A 16,992-nucleotide genomic window follows, 5' to 3' on the forward strand; every position below is an offset into this window, starting at 1 on the left:
CATGCGTTATCTGCCTTTGACCAATGACGACCGCGCGGCGATGCTCGCGACGATCGGTGCCGCCACGATCGACGACCTGTTCGTCGACGTCCCCGCCGAGGCACGCCTCGATGGCCCGATCGCCGGCTTGCCGAACCATGCGAGCGAACTCGCGGTCGAGCGCCATATGGGCGCACTCGCGCGCCGCAGCCGCGCCGCGGGCGAGGGGCCTTTCTTCCTTGGCGCCGGCGCCTATCGCCACCATGTGCCGGCGAGCGTCGATCATCTAATCCAGCGCGGCGAGTTCCTGACGGCCTACACGCCGTACCAGCCCGAAATCGCGCAGGGCACGCTGCAGATGCTGTTCGAATTCCAGTCGCAGGTTGCGCGGCTGCTTGGCACAGACGTTGCCAATGCGTCGATGTACGACGGCTCGACCGCGTGCTGGGAAGCGATCGTCATGGCACGGCGCATCACCAAGCGGGCGAAGGCTTTGCTTTCGACCGGCCTCCACCCGCACTACCGCAGCGTCGCACGCACGATGGCGAAATATACCGGCGATGTGCTGGTCGACGGCGATCCGAGCCTCGAAGCCGGCACCGACTGGGCCGCGCTCGCGGACAGCATCGACAAGGACACGAGCTGCGTCGTCGTCCAGTACCCCGACATTCTCGGCCGTATCGACGACATGACCGCGCTCGCTGAGGCCTGCCAGGCCGCCGGCGCGCTGTTGATTGCGGTGGTGACCGAACCCGTTGCGCTCGGCCTGATCAAATCGCCCGGCGAGATGGGCGCCGATATCGTCGTGGGCGAGGGGCAGTCGCTCGGCGTCGGGCTCCAGTTCGGTGGGCCCTACGTTGGCCTCTTCGCGTGCAAGACCAAATATGTGCGCCAGATGCCGGGACGCCTCTGCGGCGAAACCGTCGATGCGAACGGCAAGCGCGGCTTCGTGCTGACGCTGTCGACACGCGAGCAGCATATTCGCCGCGAGAAGGCCACGAGCAATATCTGCACTAATTCAGGACTTTGTGCGCTGGCATTCAGCATCCATATGACTTTGCTCGGCGAAGCGGGCCTTCGCCAGCTCGCCGCGATCAACCATGGCCGCGCGAAAGCGGCCGCCGCTGAACTCGCGAAAGTGCCCGGCGTGTCGGTGCTGAACAACAGCTTCTTCAACGAGTTCACACTGCTGCTGCCGACCGCGGCGCGCCCCGTGATCCACAAGCTCGCTGAAAAGGACATATTGGGCGGCGTCTCGCTCGGCCGTCTCTATCCCGACAACGCCGGCCTCGAAAATGGCCTCGTCGTCGCCGTGACCGAAACCGTGACCGAGGCGGATATTTCCGCCTTCGCCGCGGCCCTGAAGGAGGTGCTGGCATGACCGCGCTCAACCGCGCCGGCTGGCGCCCCGAAATGAACGTCGCCGGCGGTGCCGACGATAGCACGACCTTCACCGGCAACCGCGCGCTGATGCTCGAGGAAGCGCTGATCTTCGAGATCGGCGGTAGCGAGACGACCGGCGTCGACTTCGATGAAACCGCACCTGTCACCGACCTCGGCGCGCTCGCGCGCACCGCGCCGATCGGCTTGCCGGGGCTCAGCGAATCCGAAACGGTGCGCCATTATACCCGCCTGTCGCGGCAGAATTACGCGATCGACCTCGGGCTGTTCCCGCTTGGCAGCTGCACGATGAAGCACAACCCGCGCCTCAACGAAAAGGTCGCGCGGATGCCCGGCTTCGCCGACGTCCACCCGCTCCAGCCGCAGGAGACGGTGCAGGGCGCCTATGCGGTGATCCACGAGCTCGCCGAATGGCTGATCACGCTCACCGGCATGCACAGCGTCGCGATGTCGCCCAAGGCGGGCGCGCATGGCGAGCTGTGCGGCATCCTCTGCATCAAGGCGGCGCTCGAAGCGCGCGGCGAGGACCGCCGCGTGATCCTCGTCCCCGAAAGCGCGCACGGCACCAACCCCGCGACCGCGGCCTTCGCGGGCTTCACAGTCGAGGATATCCCGGCAACCGAGGCGGGCCGCGTCAACCTCGAAGCCTTGAAGGCGCGCCTCGGCCCCGACGTCGCGGGCGTGATGATCACCAACCCCAACACCTGCGGCCTGTTCGAGCGCGAGATGAAGGCGATTTCGGACGCGGTCCATGCGGCGGGCGGCTATGTCTATTGCGACGGCGCGAACTTCAACGCCATCGTTGGCCGCGTGCGCCCCGGCGATCTCGGCGTCGATGCGATGCACATCAACCTGCACAAGACCTTCTCGACCCCGCATGGCGGCGGCGGTCCGGGTTCGGGTCCGGTCGTGCTGTCGGCAGCGCTCGCGCCCTTCGCGCCGCTGCCCTTCGTCACGAAGCAGGGCGATGACTTCCGCCTGATCGAAGAGGAGAATGCGGGCGAGGATCATCCGCAGACCTTCGGCCGCATGACCGCTTTTCACGGCCAGATGGGCATGTTCACGCGCGCGCTGACCTATATCCTGAGCCACGGCGCCGACGGGCTGAAGCAGGTCGCCGAGGATGCGGTGCTCAACGCCAATTATGTGCTGCGCAGCCTCGACGGCGTGCTCGACGCGCCGTTCGCGGCGTCGGGCCCGTGCATGCACGAGGCGCTGTTCAGCGACAAGGGCCTCGCCGAAGGCTTCTCGACGCTCGACATTGCCAAGGGGCTGATCGACGAGGGTTATCACCCGATGACGGTCTATTTCCCGCTCGTCGTCCATGGCGCGATGCTCGTCGAGCCGACCGAGACCGAGAGCAAGGCCGCGCTCGACCAGTTCATCGGGGCGCTGCGCAGCATCGCGATGCGTGCGAAGAACGGCGACCCGGCGCTCAAGACCGCGCCGCATTTCGCCCCCCGCGCGCGCCTCGACGAGACGCTCGCGGCGCGGAAGCCCATACTCGCCTGGGAGGGCTGATGACCGAACCCGCGTCCGGCCCCGAACGCCCCGAAACGCGCTCCGGCGCGGGGTGTTTGGCGGCCGCCGCGCTGTTCGCCATCGTCGCGATCCTCGGCTGGCTGATCGCGATCACCGCCTATGGTCTCGTCGTCGAGCAATGGGAGATGATCGAGGTCCGCCGCGAGTTCAGCTATGACTGGGCCTTTGTCTATGCGCCGCTGTTTGCGATCGGGCTGTGCGCGGCGGCGGCGTTCGCGGCGTCGCGGCGCGCTTCGGCGGCGCGAATGACCTTGCTGATCGTCGTTACGGGGGCCATTGCGCTGCTCGGCGGCGTCGTCCTGTTTGGGCTCGGCGGGCTGATCTGAACAGGTGAGGGGCAAGACATGAGCTGGGACACGATTTTTCTGCTGGTGAATTACTGGGCGTTCGCGAGCTGGATCGCGCTCGTTTTTCTACCGCGCGGCCCGAAAATCCTTGCAGCAATTCTCTATGTCGGCGTGTTCCTCCTCTGCCTTGCCTATACGGTGATGATCGTGGGCTACCTGACCGGCAGCATCGATCCCGGCGGGCCAAGCAGTAACGATTTCACGACATTGTCCGGGGTGATGAAGCTGTTCGACAGCCCGGGCGGCGCGACGCTGGGGTGGACACACTATCTGGCCTTTGACCTGTTCACCGGCATGTGGATCGCGCGCGACGCCGACCAGAAGGGGTTCAGCCGCATCGTGCAATTCCCCTTCCTGTTCCTGACGCTGATGGTCGGTCCGGTCGGGCTGTTCGCTTGGCTGATCGTCCGCGAACGCCGCGCGCGGGCGCAGGCGAAAAAGTGACGTCGCAGCCCTGGATGCCGGGCGATGGCGCGCTAGGCGACAAGCGCCATGCTCCCGCGACGCTACGCAATCGTGACGCTATCGTTGCGGTGCTCGCCGATTGGTTGCCCGCGACGGGAACGGTGCTGGAAGTCGCGAGCGGGTCGGGCGAGCACGCCGTCCACTTCGCCGCCGCCTTCTCGCAGCTCGACTGGCAGCCGAGCGACCCGGATCCCGCCGGGCTGGGCTCGATAGCGGCGTACCGTGCCGACGCCGGTCTCGCGAATATCGCGCCGCCGGTCGCGCTCGATGCGGCCGCCGCCTATTGGCCCGTCGACCGCGCCGATGCGATTCTCTGCATCAACATGGTCCATATCAGCCCGTGGGACGCCACGCTGGGCCTGTTCGCGGGCGCGGCGCGGCTGCTCGCCCCCGGCGCGCCGCTGGTCCTCTACGGCCCTTATATCGAACCCGATGTTCAGACGGCGACAAGCAATCTCGCCTTCGATGACAGCCTGCGCAGCCGCAATCCCGCATGGGGCCTGCGCGATACCGATGCCGTCAAAGCCGCCGCCGCCGATGCCGGTTTCGCCTTCGCCGAGCGCCGCGCGATGCCCGCGAACAATCTGATGCTGCTGTTCCGCCGCACCTGACGGACCTGACAGGATTGGCGATCGGCGCTTTACCTCGCGGGTACAGTCGCTAGCCTTTCCTCGATTGCGCGCAAAAGACGCGATTCGAGGAGAGAGAGCCGATGGGCCGCGACGTTTCGGAGCTGTTTACGTTCGACGAATTCCTGACCCATTGGGCCAGCGAGCGCCCCGACCGGGTGGCGCTGCGCGAAGAGGATCGCGTCTATAGCTACGCCGAACTCGACGATCGCACCGCGCGCGCAGCATCGGCTTTGATCGCGGCGGGGCTGAAGAAGGGCGACCGCATCGCGTGGATCGGCAAGAACAGCGACCTCTATTTCACGCTCTTCTACGGCGCAGCGCGCGCGGGCATTGTGATGGCGCCGATCGGCTGGCGCCTGTCGCCAACCGAATGGGCGTTCATCGTCAATGACACGCAGGCGAAGATCGTGTTCGCGGGGCCGGGGTTCGACGGGCTAGCCGAACAACTCGCGGGCAAGTTGCAGAACGACCCCGCGATTGTCGGCGCCGCCGATGCATGGGCGATGATCGACGCGGCCGAGCGCGTACCCTTTGACCCATCGGGCGCCAACGACGCGGTGCTCCAGCTCTACACCTCGGGCACCACCGGCAATCCCAAGGGCGCGGTGCTGTCGAACCAAAACCTCTTCGCGCTGCGCAAACATTCGAGCACGCTCGACCTCCCCTATACCAAATGGGAGGATGACGAGGCGGTGCTGGTCGCGATGCCGTGCGCGCATATCGGCGGCACGGGGCTCGGCATCATGGCGCTCGCATCGGGGCTCCCCGGCATCATCCTTGCCGAATTCAACCCCGACGGGGTGTTCGACGCGGTCGAGCAGCATGGCGTGACGCGCTTCTTCATCGTCCCCGCGGCGCTGCAGATGCTGCTCATGCACCCGCGCTGCGCCAGCGTCGATTACAGCCGCCTAAAATATATCCTCTATGGCGCCGCACCGATCCCGCTCGATCTGCTCCGCCAGTGCATCAAGATGTTCGGCGCCCAGTTCATCCAGGCCTATGGCATGACCGAGACGACCGGCACGATCTCGATGCTACCGCCCGAGGACCATGACCCCGAAGGCAATGCGCGCATGCGTTCGGCGGGCAAGGCGCTTCCCGGGGTCGAAATCGTCATCCTCGGGCCTGACGGCCAATCGGTCCCGCTGGGCGAGGTGGGCGAGGTCGTCACGCGCTCGTCGAACAATATGCTCGGATATTGGAACCTGCCCGAAGCGACGTCGAAGACGATGACCGACGACGGCTGGATCCGTACCGGCGACGCGGGCTACCTCGACGCGGACGGTTATCTCTTCATCCACGACCGGATGAAGGACATGATCATCACCGGCGGCGAGAATGTCTATCCGGCCGAGGTCGAAAGCGCAATTTTCGGTCATCCCGCGGTGCAGGAGGTCGCGGTGATCGGCATTCCCGACGCAAAATGGGGGGAGACGGTGAAGGCCGTCGTCGTCGCCAAGCCCGGCGCCACGGCCGACGAAGCCGACATCATCGCCTGGGCGCGCGAGCGCATCGCGGCGTTCAAATGCCCGCGCAGCATCGACGTGATCGACGCATTGCCGCGCAATGCGAGCGGCAAGATTCTGCGCAAGGACCTGCGTGCGCCCTATTGGGAAGGCTATGCGCGGATGGTGAATTGAACGATTGACGTTTCTTTTGCGTCATCTGCTGCCGGTAACAACAGGTTCATTTATCCTGTGTTCTAGCGCGTGCCGATGGAAAGCCTCATCGAATTCTACCGTCCGCTGAGCTCCGCGCTCGGTATAAGTACGGGTGCATCGGACAGCTTGCTGCATGTGCACGGCGGCATGGTCGTTCTGTTTCTCGCCCGGATCGTGACCCGGCGTTCGCTTGCAACATGGACGCCGTTTCTGTTCGTCCTGGCTGCGGCCCTTGCGAAGGAGGTTGCCGACCGCATCGCGCACGGCGCGTTGCGGATGCCGGACAGTGCGCTCGACGTCCTCAATACGATATTCTGGCCCTTCGTCCTGATGGTCGGGCTCCGGTGGCGCCGTGCGCATCCAGACAAGCCTCGGGGTGGATCCCGATTGGAACGCGATGGCAGCTAACGATTGATTGCGGACATTTTTCATCGTCACTCCGGACTTGATCTGGGGTCCAGGCAACCGAAGTGGTCGTGGATGCCGGATCACGTCCGGCATGACGAAGGTGGAAAATCGTTGTCCGCTTCCCACCCCTGAGTTGATTTGGTTGCAGGTTTGGATTGCCAACCGCGGCCGTGAGAATGTGAAAGCCAACCTCTCCCGCGCACCATAAATTGGCCCCACATTCGGCCTTTCACGCGACCTACACCCCGAAAGGCCGATGCGTTTTCTCCGTTGGCGTTGCCATGCACGGGGGGCACGAAGGGCTTCACCTGATGGTGGAGCCCTTTTCCGTCAGGCGGCGGCTTTCTGCCGCGCGCGAGCGCGCCGGAAGCCGTCGCGCGCCATGCAGCGGTCCAGCCACGCCTTTGTCGCATCGCCCAGGACATCGTCGGCGCCCAAAGTCGTCGCAAGGAAGGCGGCGTAGCCGATCACGATATCGGCGATCGTGAAGCGCCCCGCGACCAGCCACTCGCGCCCGTCGCTCAGCGCCGCCTCGATGCTCTTTGCACGGCCGCCGAAGAAAGCTTTGTAATCCTCGACCGCTTGGGCCAGTCGACGCTCCTCGGGTTCGACGCGCGTGTAGCGGATCATAATCGCGAGCGGGAAGGTCAGCGTCGCGTCGCTGCGGTGGAGCCAGTTGCGCCACGCCCAATAATCCGCCTCATCGCGGCGCACTTCGAGCGGCGTCCCTTCGGCGATCCGCTCGCAGATCGCCGCCGATTCGGTCATCAACTGCCCGTCCTCGACCCAGCCTGGGATCGTCATCAGCGGATTGACCGCGCGATAATCGGGCTCGAACGCGCGCGGCGGGAATTTGAGCAGCTTGAGGTCGACGTCGATCCCGGCTTCCTCGACCGCCCACAGGCAGCGCAAAGAGCGGGCGTCGGGGCAGTGATACAAGATCGGACGCGTCATGCGGCAACCTCCTTCGGGCGGTCGATATGGCGGCGATGTTCGCGCCAGGCGATGAACAGGCCCGACGCGATGATCAGCGGCGCGCCGACCCATGTCGTGTCGGCGGGCAAGGTCCCAAAGAACCACCAGCCCGCGGCGATCGCCCAGAGCAGGCTCGAATAATCCATCGGGATCACGACCGACACCGGCGCGAGGCGCAGCGCGCCGGTCAGCGACATCTGGACGACCGCGCCGAGAAAGCCGAGCCCGATCAGGAGCAGCCATTCATGGCCGTCGTGCGGCGTGATGACGAAGGGCAGGGCGATGCCGAGCGGGATCATCGACAACAGGCTGAACCAGAAAACGATCGTCCCCGCATTTTCGGTGCGGCCGAGGTCGCGCACGGCAATGGTGATCAGCGCGGTCATAATCGCGCCTGTGAGTGCAACGATCGTGCCGAGGCCGTGCGTGCCGCCGAATCCACCCGCGAAGCTCGAAATGGGATCGAGCACGACGAGGACGCCGATAAAGCCGACGATCACCGCGCTCCATCGCTGCCACCCCGTCGCCTCGCCAAGGATCAATGCGGCGAAGATCACGGCAAAGATCGGCACCGACAGGCTGATCGTCGTCGCCTCGGCCATCGGCAGCAGGATCATCGCGCCGAAATTGCACGCCATGCCGGTCAGCCCCATAAGCATTCGCCGCGCGTGCGCGCCGATCCGCTGCGTCTTGAGCGACGACAGGCCGCTGGTCGCCTGCACCCAGAGCAGTAAGAAGGGCAGGACGAGCGCCTGCCGCCAGAACAGGCTCTCGACGATATGAATGCCCGCGGCGTCGATATATTTGACGAGCACGAACATCAGCGACAGGCTGACCATCGCGAGCAACCGCAGCCCGATGCCGCCCAGATAATTCTGCGGGGGCCCGTCGGACGGGGCAGGGGACGGCGCTACGCTCATGCGAAATTGCGCATATCAGCCCGGCCCGCCCACGCAACCCGTGATCCCTCTTGCCCCGCCTTCGCAATCCGGCTAGTGGCGCACTCCGGCCTAGGGGTATAGCTCAGTTGGTAGAGCATCGGTCTCCAAAACCGAGGGTCGTAGGTTCGAGTCCTACTGCCCCTGCCAGGTCGCCAAAAAGAGGCCACGTCCTCGCCTGCGCCGCGCGCGGGCTTGCAAGTCCGGGACGGCCCGGCAGCCTTTAAAGGAGGCTGTCATGGCCTGGATATATTTGACGATTGCCGGAATTTTCGAAATCGTGTGGGCTTATTCGATGAAGCAGTCCGAGGGCTTCACGCGCCCCGGCGCGACCGCCGTCACGATTGTCGCGATGATTATAAGCTTCGCGTTGCTGTCGTTGTCGATGAAGTCGCTGCCGCTCGGCACCGCCTACACGATCTGGACCGGGATCGGTGCGGTCGGGGCGTTCCTTGTCGGCATCTTCGTCCTCGGCGAACAGGCGAATGCGATGCGGATTACCGCCGCGCTGCTGATCGTCAGCGGACTGGTGATGATGAAGCTGTCCGCGCCCGCCTGACCGGCGCGTCCTGACAAGTGAGGCCACGTCCTCCCCGGCGCATCCGGCCCAAGGGGCGGTGCGCCGGCATCAGGTCCGGGACGGCCCGGCGACTTCCAAAGGAGGCCGCCGTGCTGTCCAAATCCGTGTCCGGCGTGAATGTGGGATCGTCATCCGCGCTGTTGATCGAATATCTTCCGATCCTGATTTTTATGGGCGTCGCGCTGGCGCTGTCGCTTCTGTTCGTCTTCCTGCCGATGGCGGTGTCGCGCTTCACCGGAACCCACGCCCCGGACAGCGAGAAGCTTTCGGAATATGAATGCGGCTTTCCGGCCTTCGAGGCACCGCGCAAGCCGTTCGACGTCCGTTTCTATCTTGTCGCGATTCTGTTCATCATTTTCGACCTTGAGGCCGCCTTCCTCTTCCCTTGGGCCGTCGTCGTGCTCGACCTCGGTTGGGAGGCGTGGGGCGCGATGATGGTCTTCCTCGGCATTTTGACGATCGGTTTCATCTACGAATGGAAAAAGGGCGCGCTCGACTGGGATTAGCCGTGGGACGGGAAGGCGCCCGTCCTATGTCATAGCAGGATGTGACAGATGTCGGGTCGCGGGCGGACGATCCCGTGCGTGATCCGGGCGAGCGCGCCCTCGTCGACGCGCCCCGCATCGGCGAGTTCGACCCGGAAGCGCCCATGGAGCGCGTGGACGGTGCGGACATTGGCATCGCCGCCGAGCGCGCCGACAATCTCCGCCGGGAGCCCCGAGGCGTCGGTGCCACCAGCTATCACCGGGGTCAGCGTCGCCGCCGCCGCGGCGCCGCTCCACGCCAGCGCGCCGCGGATTTCCTCGGCGACCAGGTCGGCGATCGGGCCGAGCACGACCTGCGCCGCCTTTTCCGACGGGCGGATGATGCCGCGCGCGCCGAGCGCGGTCAGCGCGTCGTCGTCGATGGCCTGCTGGTCGGCGACGATCAGGCGCAGGCGCGTGGTGCAGGCATCGACGCTGACCAGATTGGCCGCGCCGCCGAGTGCCGCGACAAAGGCTCCGCCGCGCGCGCCGCCCGCCGATTGGGTGGCGGTTTCGGCGACGACGCCCTTTTCGCGTCCCGGCGTCGCGAGGTCGAAACGGCGGATGAAGAAGCGGAACAGGCCGTAATAGAGCGCGGCATAGGCAGCGCCCACCGGCAGCAGCATCCACGGCCGCGTCGCGAGGCTGAAGTTCAGCACATAGTCGAACAGCCCCGCCGAGAAGCCGAAGCCGAGCTTCACGTCGAGCGCGTTCATCAGCGCCATCGCGACGCCGGTGAGCAGCGCGTGGATCGCGTAGAGCAGGGGCGCGACGAACATGAAGGTGAACTCGATCGGCTCGGTCACCCCGGTCAGGAAGCTGGTGAAGGCGAGGCTGAAGAGCATGCCGCCGACCGCCTTGCGCCGCTCGGGCCGCGCCTCGTGATACATGGCGAGGCACGCGGCGGGCAGGCCGAACATCATCACCGGGAAAAAGCCCGACATGAATGCGCCCGCATTGGGATCGCCCGCGAAGAAGCGGCGAAGATCGCCCGTCGCGCCCCCGAAATCGCCGACGAGGAACCAGGCGGCGTTGTTGATGATGTGGTGGAGCCCGGTGACGATCAGCAGCCGGTTGAGCGCGCCATAGACGAAGAGACCGGCGCTGCCGCTTTCGACCACGGTGCGGCTCGCGGTATCGATCGCGCCGCTGATATGCGCATAGCCATAGCCGATGACGGCGGCGAGCAGCAGCCCCGCGACCCCGCTGGCGATCGGCACAAAGCGCCGGCCGCCGAAGAAGGCGAGATATTCGGGGAGCGCGATGGTCGCGAAGCGGTTGTAGAAATTGCCGCCGATGAGGCCGGAGAATATGCCTATCGGCACCTCAAGCTTGTCGATTTGCGTGAGCGCCCAATTCTTCGCAGCGAGCGCCGCCGCCGCCTCGGGCAAACCCGCACCAATATCGGGTGGTGCCGTCAGGAAGGTCTGTGCGCCGGTGGTGGTGACGAGGTAACAGACGACGCCCGCGAGCGCCGCGGCGCCATTGCCGTCGCGCGCAAAGCCGACCGCGACGCCGATCGCGAAGAGGATGCCGAGGTTTTCGAAAATCGCGCCGCCCGCCGCCGAGATGAAGGCGATATCGAGCAGGTCGGGCTGGCCGATGCGCAGCAGCAGACCCGCGATCGGCAGCACCGCGATCGGCAGCATCAGCGCGCGGCCGAGCGGCTGGAGCGTTTCGAGCATCTTTCTCATCGCCGTGTCTCCTCGAATGCGCGGGCGAGCGCGCGAACCTCGGCCGCCGACTTGCATTGCAACGCGAGTTCGGCATGCGCGCGTGCTTCGATCAGGGTGAGGCCGCGCCCGATCTGCTTCGCCTCGGCGACGAAGCCGGGGACGGCCGAGAGTTCGGTGGCGCCGAGCCCGACCAGGATTGGCAACGCCGCGGGATCCGAGGCGAGCCCGCCGCACACGCCGACCCAGCGTCCACGCGCGGTGGCGAGGCGGCAGGTTTCGCCGATCATGCGCAGCACCGCGGGGTGCATCGCGTCGACCCCGGCGGCGACCGCCGGATTGCCGCGATCCATCGCGAGCACATATTGGGTCAGGTCGTTGGTGCCGATCGACAGGAAATCGGCCTCGGCGGCGAGCAGGTCGGCGGTCATCGCCGCCGCGGGGGTTTCGACCATCACGCCGACCTCGACCGGTGTTGCTATCCCCATTTCGCCGCGCAGTCGCTCGACGATCGCGCGAACCTGGCGCAGCTCGTCGAGGCTCGCGACCATCGGAATCATGATCTTGCACTGGCCGGCGGGCTGGACGCGCAGGATCGCGCGAAGCTGCGTTTCGAGCAGGTCGGGCTGTGCGAGCGCGACGCGGATACCGCGCTGGCCGAGCGCCGGATTTTCCTCGTGCGCGATAGGGATATAGGCGGCGGGCTTGTCGCCGCCGATGTCGAGCAGGCGGATGATCACCGGCTTGCCGGCGAGCGCGTCGGCGATGCCCTGATAGGCGGCGTGCTGCTCATCCTCGGACGGCGCGGTATCGCGAGCGAGGAACAGGAACTCGCTGCGGACGAGTCCTGATCCCTCGGCGCCCTGTTCGGCGGCCAGCACGGCGTCTTCGACCGTGCCGATATTGGCGAAGATTTCGATGCGCGTGCCGTCGGCCGTTTGGCAAGCATCCCGCGCTGCCGCCTTTGCGGCTTCGCGCCGCGCATCGCGCTTGGCGAGGCGCGCCGTGAAGGCTTCGCTATCGGCGGGTGAGGGGGCGACCGTGGCATGCCCCATCTCTGCGTCGAGCAAGAGCGGCGCGCCGTCGGCAACCGCATCGAGCGCGTCGCCCATCGCGACGAGCGCAGGCAAGCCCATGCCCGCGCATAGGATCGCGACATGCGAGGTCGGGCCGCCGCGTGCGAGGCAGATGCCGGCAGGTTTCGCGGCTGCGAGCGTCACGAGCTGCGACGGCAGTAGGTCTTCGGCAACTATGATTGCTCCGGCCGGAATGGCATTGCCGTCGAGCGGAGTGCCCGTCAGCGTCGACAGCAATTGGCGCTCGATATCGATCAGGTCGTCGATGCGTTCGATCAGATGCGCGTTGCCCGTCGCGCGGATAGCATCGACCTGGTCGTGGATCGCCCCGCGCCACGCGAAGCCCGCGCTGCGTCCCTCGACGATGCGCTTCTCCGCGCCCGCAAGCAGTTCGGGATCGTCGATCAGTGCCAGATGCGCGTGCATGACCGCCGCGACGCTGCCGTCCGCGCTGTCGGCGCGCGCCGCGATCCGGCCGCGAACGTCGCTGCGTGCCGCGAGCAGCGCGGCGCGCTCCTCGACCGGGCCCGAGCCATCGCGCGCGACCGCAATCTCGGCCTGCCGCAACCGCGCCGCGGGGCCCATCGCAAGGCCGGGCGACGCGATAACGCCCCCGATCTGTCCCGCGCGCAGCACCTGCTCGTTGATCGGCGCGACCGATGTCGCTGCCGGCGCGCCTTCGCCCATGTCGGTTGCGAGCAGCGCCACGACGGCGGCGAGCGCCGCCTCGGCATCGCCGCCGCGCGCTTGCACGATGACGTCATCGCCAAAGCCTGTGCCGAGCGCGAGCAGCGCCACGGTGCTGCGCGCATCGCCGCGCTTGTCGCCGTTCAGCAGATGCACGTCGGCCTCGAACCGCCGTGCCGTCTCCCCGATCCGTGCCGCGGGGCGCGCGTGGATGCCGTGCGGCAGCGACAGCGTCACCGCCTGTTCGACCACCGTGCCGTCATCCGACCGGCGGCGCGCCTCAGCCTGTACCGGGACCAATGTCATCAGTGCTTCGCATGCGCCGATCGCGCAATCGACGGTGCGGCGGCTGATCGCAAACGCCTCGGCATTGGTCACGATCACCGGGGTGATCAGGCTCGTCGCGGCTAGCGCGACGGCGTCGAGATCGAAGTGGATCAGCGGATCGCCGCGCGACACCTTGTCGCCGATCGCGACGAGCGGGGTGAAGCCTTCGCCCTTCAGCATCACGGTATCGAGCCCGATATGGATCAGCACCTCGGCGCCCTCGGCGCTGCGCAGCGAAATCGCGTGGCCCGCGTCGTGGAGCGTTACCACCTCGCCGTCGAACGGCGCGACGACGGTATCGCCGAGCGGCTGGATCGCGACGCCGTCGCCCATCATGCGCTGGGCAAAAACGGGATCGGGAACGCTGTCCAGCGTCGTCGCCCATCCTCTGAGCGGAGAGGTGATGATCAAGCTCATCGGCTTATTCCCCAAAACTTTCGCCGCTTGTTGTTGTGCGGCTTGTTTATCATTGTGCGGCTTGGACAAGGTCCGATGCGGTTTCCGGAACGATCCGCCCGCCGATCCATGTGGCACGCGGCGCGAGCTGCGCACTCAGCCACACCCAGTCGGCGCGCTGCCCGGGTGCGATCGCGCCGATACTGTCCTGCAGCGACAGGAAAGCGGCAGGCGTCGCGCTCGCCATGGCCGACACATCGGGCACAGGCAGCCCCGTCACCTCCACCGTCTTGCGCAGCGCCGACGCCATGTCGAGGTGCGTGCCCGCGAGCGTGCCATCCTCGAAAATGCAGACGCCGTCCTTCACCGCGATGCGCTTGCCCTGCAGCGTGAATTCGCTGACATCGGTGCCGACGCTCGGCATCGCGTCGGTGACGAGCATGATGCGGTCCTTGCCCTTCGCATGGACCGCCAGCCGCACGACCGCGGGGTGCAGGTGGACGTCATCGACGATCAGTCCGCACCAGGTATCGGAGTCGAACGCCGCGCCGACCGCGCCCGGATTGCGGTGGTGCAGCGGCGACATCGCATTGAACAAATGGGTGAAACCCGACAGCCCCGCGCCGATCGCGCGCTGCGCTTCGTCATAGGTCGCATCGCTATGCCCCGCGCTGACGATCACCCCGTGGCGGACGAGCGTGCGGATGTCGTCCTCGTCGCACAGCTCGGGCGCCAGCGTCAGCATCACGCGCCCGCGGTGCGGCGCGGTGAGCGTCGTAAGGATGGCGTCGTCGAGGCGGCGGATACGATGCGCCTCGTGGATGCCGCGCTTCACTTCGTTGATGAACGGGCCTTCGATATGGATGCCGACGACGCCCGGAACCCCTTGCTCGATCGCGGCGTCGACCGCGGCGAGCGCGGCGGCGATCTGCGCCGGTGTGTCGCTGATCAGCGTCGGCAGGAAGGCGGTGGTGCCATAGCGCGCATGCGCGGCGCCGATCGCCGCGATCGCTTCGACATCGACCTGGTCGTTGAACAGCACCCCGCCGCCGCCATTGACCTGGGTGTCGACGAAGCCGGGGAGGAGCCAGCCGCCGTCCAGATCGATCTCCCGGTCTGCGGGCGTGTCGGCCGCTTGAGTGACGGCGGTGACGGTGCCGTCGGCGACGGCGATGTCCACCGCGCCGACGACGCCGGACGGCAGTGCGACCCGGCCGTTATGGAAACGAAAGATCATAGAGTCTCGGTAACCTTGTTGAGATGTGGAGGCGAGTCGGGGTTGTGCCCCCGGGCCAGCGCCAGCGCGCTCGCCATGCGGTAAAAGCTCTGGATCAGCATGATCGGCTCGATCGCCGGATGCGCCGCGATAGCGGGCAGGTCGCCGCCCGCGGGATCGGCGAGCAAGACGGTGGCGCCGCGCCCGCGAAACTCGTCGGCGACCTCGCGAACGCCGGCGGCGGCGCGGTCGGTGCCGCCGAGCGCGAGGACATGAAAGGCATCGCCGACGATCGCCATCGGGCCGTGGCGCACCTCGGCAGCGCTGAAACTTTCGGCATGGAGCCCCGAGGTTTCCTTGAATTTAAGCGCCGCCTCCTGCGCCACGCCAAGGCCATAGCCGCGCCCGAGAACGAACAGGTTCGTGGCACCCTGAAAGGCGCCGACCGCGGGCGACCAGTCGAGCGCGAACGCCCGTGCAAGCTGATCGGGCAGGGCGGTCAGCGCACTTTCAAGCGCCGCGTCTTCCGACCAGGCCGCGACGAGTGCGGCGATCGCGGCGAGCGAGGCGATATAGGATTTGGTCGCGGCCACCGACCGTTCGACCCCGGCGGACAGCGGGATCACGACGTCGGCGAGGGCTGCGAGTGGCGAGCCTTCGGCATTGACCAGCACGACGACAAAGGCGCCGGCATCGCGCTGCTGTTCGACGGCGGCGAGCAGGTCGGGGCTTTTCCCCGACTGCGAAATCGCGAGGCAGAGGCGATTGCCTGCGACCGCGGGGACGTCATAGAGCGACGCGATCGACAGCGCGGCCGACGCGGTCGGCGTCCCCGTCATCGTCTCGATCAGATATTTGGCATAGGTCGCCGCATGATCCGACGATCCGCGCGCGCAGGTGACGACCGCCGCGGGGGGCGAGGCGCGCAGGCGCCGGGCGATCGCGGCGAAGGCGTCGCGATTCGCCTCCAGCATCCTTGCGACGCCGCCCGCCGCCTCGCCTGCTTCCTGCTCCATCAGCGTCTGTCGTCCGTCCGATGCGGCGTTCGGCGTCATAGAATCTTGTCTCCCGGTCGGTGCTGTGCAGCCCTCGATATATTGGTACTATATAGGTTATATATGTCCTATCAAGATATATGTTTGCTACTATCGGATTTTGACCGTCCATCCCTTGTGGCGCGCCCATTTCAGCGCGCATAGCCTCCCTCGATTGCATTTTGCATGACCACGGCCCGCCACCGACAGCGCGCGGGCTTGTAGCTTATTGGTAATGAATTTCGGCTGCTATTGGTCTTGTGCAGATCATGCAGGCTGCGAGGATTCGGCTGCGCATCTCGCGTTGCGCGGGGCGAGTCGCCGCGCGGCTTAGCCAGGATCTGCGTAGAGGTTTTTTGCGCGGCCTATCCGTTGAGCTCCGCCACGACGTCATAGGCGTCGCCGCGATAATAGCTCTGGGTAAACTCGGCGGTGCGGCCGTCGGGCAGGAACCCGCGCCGTTCGATGAACAGGCCGGGCGTGCCAGTCTCGATCCCCAGAACCTCGGCTTGTTCGGCGCTGAAGGCGACCGCGCGCAGTCGCTGGAGCGCACGCACGGGCAGATGCCCCGCCGCTTCGAGCGCCTCATAGAGCGACGCGCCGACCGTCTCGACCGATGGCAGGCAATAAGCCGGGATCGTCGCATATTCGAGCGCCATCGACGTGTCGTCGGCATAGCGGATGCGGTGGAAGCGATAGACGAGCGAGCCCGGCGACAGGCCGAGCGACAGCGCTTCCTCGGGCGTCACCGCGCCCGCGGTCTTGCTGATCCACTTGCTGTGCGGCTTGCGTCCGCGCGACACCATGTCTTCCGAAAAGGAAGTGAGCTTGGAGAAGCTTTTCTCGACGCGCGGCCGTGTGACGAAGGTTCCCGCGCCGCGGCGCCGTGCAACGATTCCATCGGCGACCAGCCCGTCGATCGCTTTGCGCACGGTGATGCGCGAGACATCAAATTCCTCGGCGAGGTCGCGTTCGGTCGGGATGGCCTCTTCGGCCTTGACCAATTGTCCCTCGATCGCGTCGCGCAGGACCTTCTGCAACTGAAGGTACAGCGGGGTGGGATCGTCCTTTTGCAGCGGACCCACGCGTTCGATCAGTGACAAGGACGTTTGCTCCATCCGGTTGTAAAGG

At 66.4% G+C, this 16,992-nt stretch carries 16 protein-coding genes and 1 tRNA gene; 10 read left to right on the top strand and 7 right to left on the bottom strand.

The window, feature by feature from the left end:
* Position 1 precedes the first annotated feature (1 nt).
* The 7 genes from gcvPA (at position 2) to V8J55_RS19410 (ending at position 6,435) form a co-directional block, all read left to right on the top strand.
* Positions 2-1,360 (top strand): aminomethyl-transferring glycine dehydrogenase subunit GcvPA, encoded by a 1,359-nt coding sequence (gene gcvPA / locus V8J55_RS19380; RefSeq protein ID WP_336447234.1) that lies wholly within the window; start codon positions 2-4, stop codon positions 1,358-1,360.
* Positions 1,361-1,392: 32 nt separating this feature from the next.
* Complete coding sequence (gene gcvPB / locus V8J55_RS19385) at positions 1,393-2,901, top strand: aminomethyl-transferring glycine dehydrogenase subunit GcvPB (protein WP_336447583.1); 1,509 nt, start codon at positions 1,393-1,395, stop codon at positions 2,899-2,901.
* Positions 2,901-3,248, top strand: coding sequence for a hypothetical protein (locus V8J55_RS19390; protein ID WP_336447235.1), 348 nt, complete (start codon positions 2,901-2,903; stop codon positions 3,246-3,248). The genes gcvPB and V8J55_RS19390 overlap by 1 nt, the downstream gene beginning before the upstream one ends.
* A gap of 18 nt (positions 3,249-3,266) precedes the next feature.
* Positions 3,267-3,713 carry an ABA4-like family protein gene (locus V8J55_RS19395; RefSeq protein WP_336447236.1) on the top strand — a complete coding sequence of 149 codons (447 nt, stop codon included), beginning with the start codon at positions 3,267-3,269 and terminating at the stop codon, positions 3,711-3,713.
* A gap of 14 nt (positions 3,714-3,727) precedes the next feature.
* Positions 3,728-4,345 (top strand): DUF938 domain-containing protein, encoded by a 618-nt coding sequence (locus tag V8J55_RS19400; protein WP_336447584.1) that lies wholly within the window; start codon positions 3,728-3,730, stop codon positions 4,343-4,345.
* Between the two features lie 101 nt (positions 4,346-4,446).
* A complete protein-coding gene (locus V8J55_RS19405) occupies positions 4,447-6,006 on the top strand; it encodes a fatty acid--CoA ligase (protein WP_336447237.1) in 1,560 nt (519 codons plus the stop codon).
* 75 nt (positions 6,007-6,081) lie between these two features.
* Complete coding sequence (locus V8J55_RS19410) at positions 6,082-6,435, top strand: hypothetical protein (protein ID WP_336447238.1); 354 nt, start codon at positions 6,082-6,084, stop codon at positions 6,433-6,435.
* A 330-nt stretch (positions 6,436-6,765) separates the two neighbouring features.
* On the opposite strand, the gene V8J55_RS19415 is transcribed toward V8J55_RS19410, so the two are convergent.
* Positions 6,766-7,389, bottom strand: a complete 624-nt coding sequence (locus tag V8J55_RS19415) for a glutathione S-transferase family protein (RefSeq protein WP_336447239.1) — start codon at positions 7,387-7,389, stop codon at positions 6,766-6,768.
* Positions 7,386-8,330 (bottom strand): DMT family transporter, encoded by a 945-nt coding sequence (locus V8J55_RS19420; RefSeq protein ID WP_336447240.1) that lies wholly within the window; start codon positions 8,328-8,330, stop codon positions 7,386-7,388. Before V8J55_RS19420 ends, V8J55_RS19415 begins: the two co-directional genes overlap by 4 nt.
* Before the next feature lie 92 nt (positions 8,331-8,422).
* Between V8J55_RS19420 and V8J55_RS19425 the strand changes: the two genes are divergently transcribed.
* The 3 genes from V8J55_RS19425 (at position 8,423) to V8J55_RS19435 (ending at position 9,434) form a co-directional block, all read left to right on the top strand.
* A tRNA-Trp gene (locus V8J55_RS19425) sits at positions 8,423-8,498 on the top strand.
* Positions 8,499-8,586: 88 nt separating this feature from the next.
* Positions 8,587-8,907 (top strand): DMT family transporter, encoded by a 321-nt coding sequence (locus tag V8J55_RS19430; RefSeq protein WP_336447241.1) that lies wholly within the window; start codon positions 8,587-8,589, stop codon positions 8,905-8,907.
* A gap of 191 nt (positions 8,908-9,098) precedes the next feature.
* A complete protein-coding gene (locus V8J55_RS19435) occupies positions 9,099-9,434 on the top strand; it encodes an NADH-quinone oxidoreductase subunit A (protein ID WP_336447585.1) in 336 nt (111 codons plus the stop codon).
* Positions 9,435-9,463: 29 nt separating this feature from the next.
* Here the strand turns inward: V8J55_RS19435 and nagE are convergent, their stop codons facing one another.
* The 5 genes from nagE to V8J55_RS19460 form a co-directional block, all read right to left on the bottom strand.
* The gene (gene nagE, locus V8J55_RS19440) at positions 9,464-11,146 is read right to left on the bottom strand and encodes an N-acetylglucosamine-specific PTS transporter subunit IIBC (protein WP_336447242.1); all 1,683 of its coding nucleotides are present in this window, start codon (positions 11,144-11,146) and stop codon (positions 9,464-9,466) included.
* Positions 11,143-13,632, bottom strand: a complete 2,490-nt coding sequence (gene ptsP / locus V8J55_RS19445; protein WP_336447243.1) for a phosphoenolpyruvate--protein phosphotransferase — start codon at positions 13,630-13,632, stop codon at positions 11,143-11,145. Before ptsP ends, nagE begins: the two co-directional genes overlap by 4 nt.
* A 49-nt stretch (positions 13,633-13,681) precedes the next feature.
* Complete coding sequence (gene nagA / locus V8J55_RS19450) at positions 13,682-14,848, bottom strand: N-acetylglucosamine-6-phosphate deacetylase (protein ID WP_336447244.1); 1,167 nt, start codon at positions 14,846-14,848, stop codon at positions 13,682-13,684.
* Positions 14,845-15,882, bottom strand: a complete 1,038-nt coding sequence (locus tag V8J55_RS19455; RefSeq protein WP_336447245.1) for an SIS domain-containing protein — start codon at positions 15,880-15,882, stop codon at positions 14,845-14,847. Before V8J55_RS19455 ends, nagA begins: the two co-directional genes overlap by 4 nt.
* 344 nt (positions 15,883-16,226) lie before the next feature.
* Entirely contained in the window at positions 16,227-16,964 is a 738-nt protein-coding gene (locus V8J55_RS19460; RefSeq protein WP_336447246.1) for a GntR family transcriptional regulator, read from the bottom strand.
* Positions 16,965-16,992 lie beyond the last annotated feature (28 nt).

Origin of the sequence: Sphingopyxis sp. CCNWLW2 (assembly GCF_037095755.1) — a bacterium.
Classification (GTDB): Bacteria; Pseudomonadota; Alphaproteobacteria; order Sphingomonadales; family Sphingomonadaceae; genus Sphingopyxis.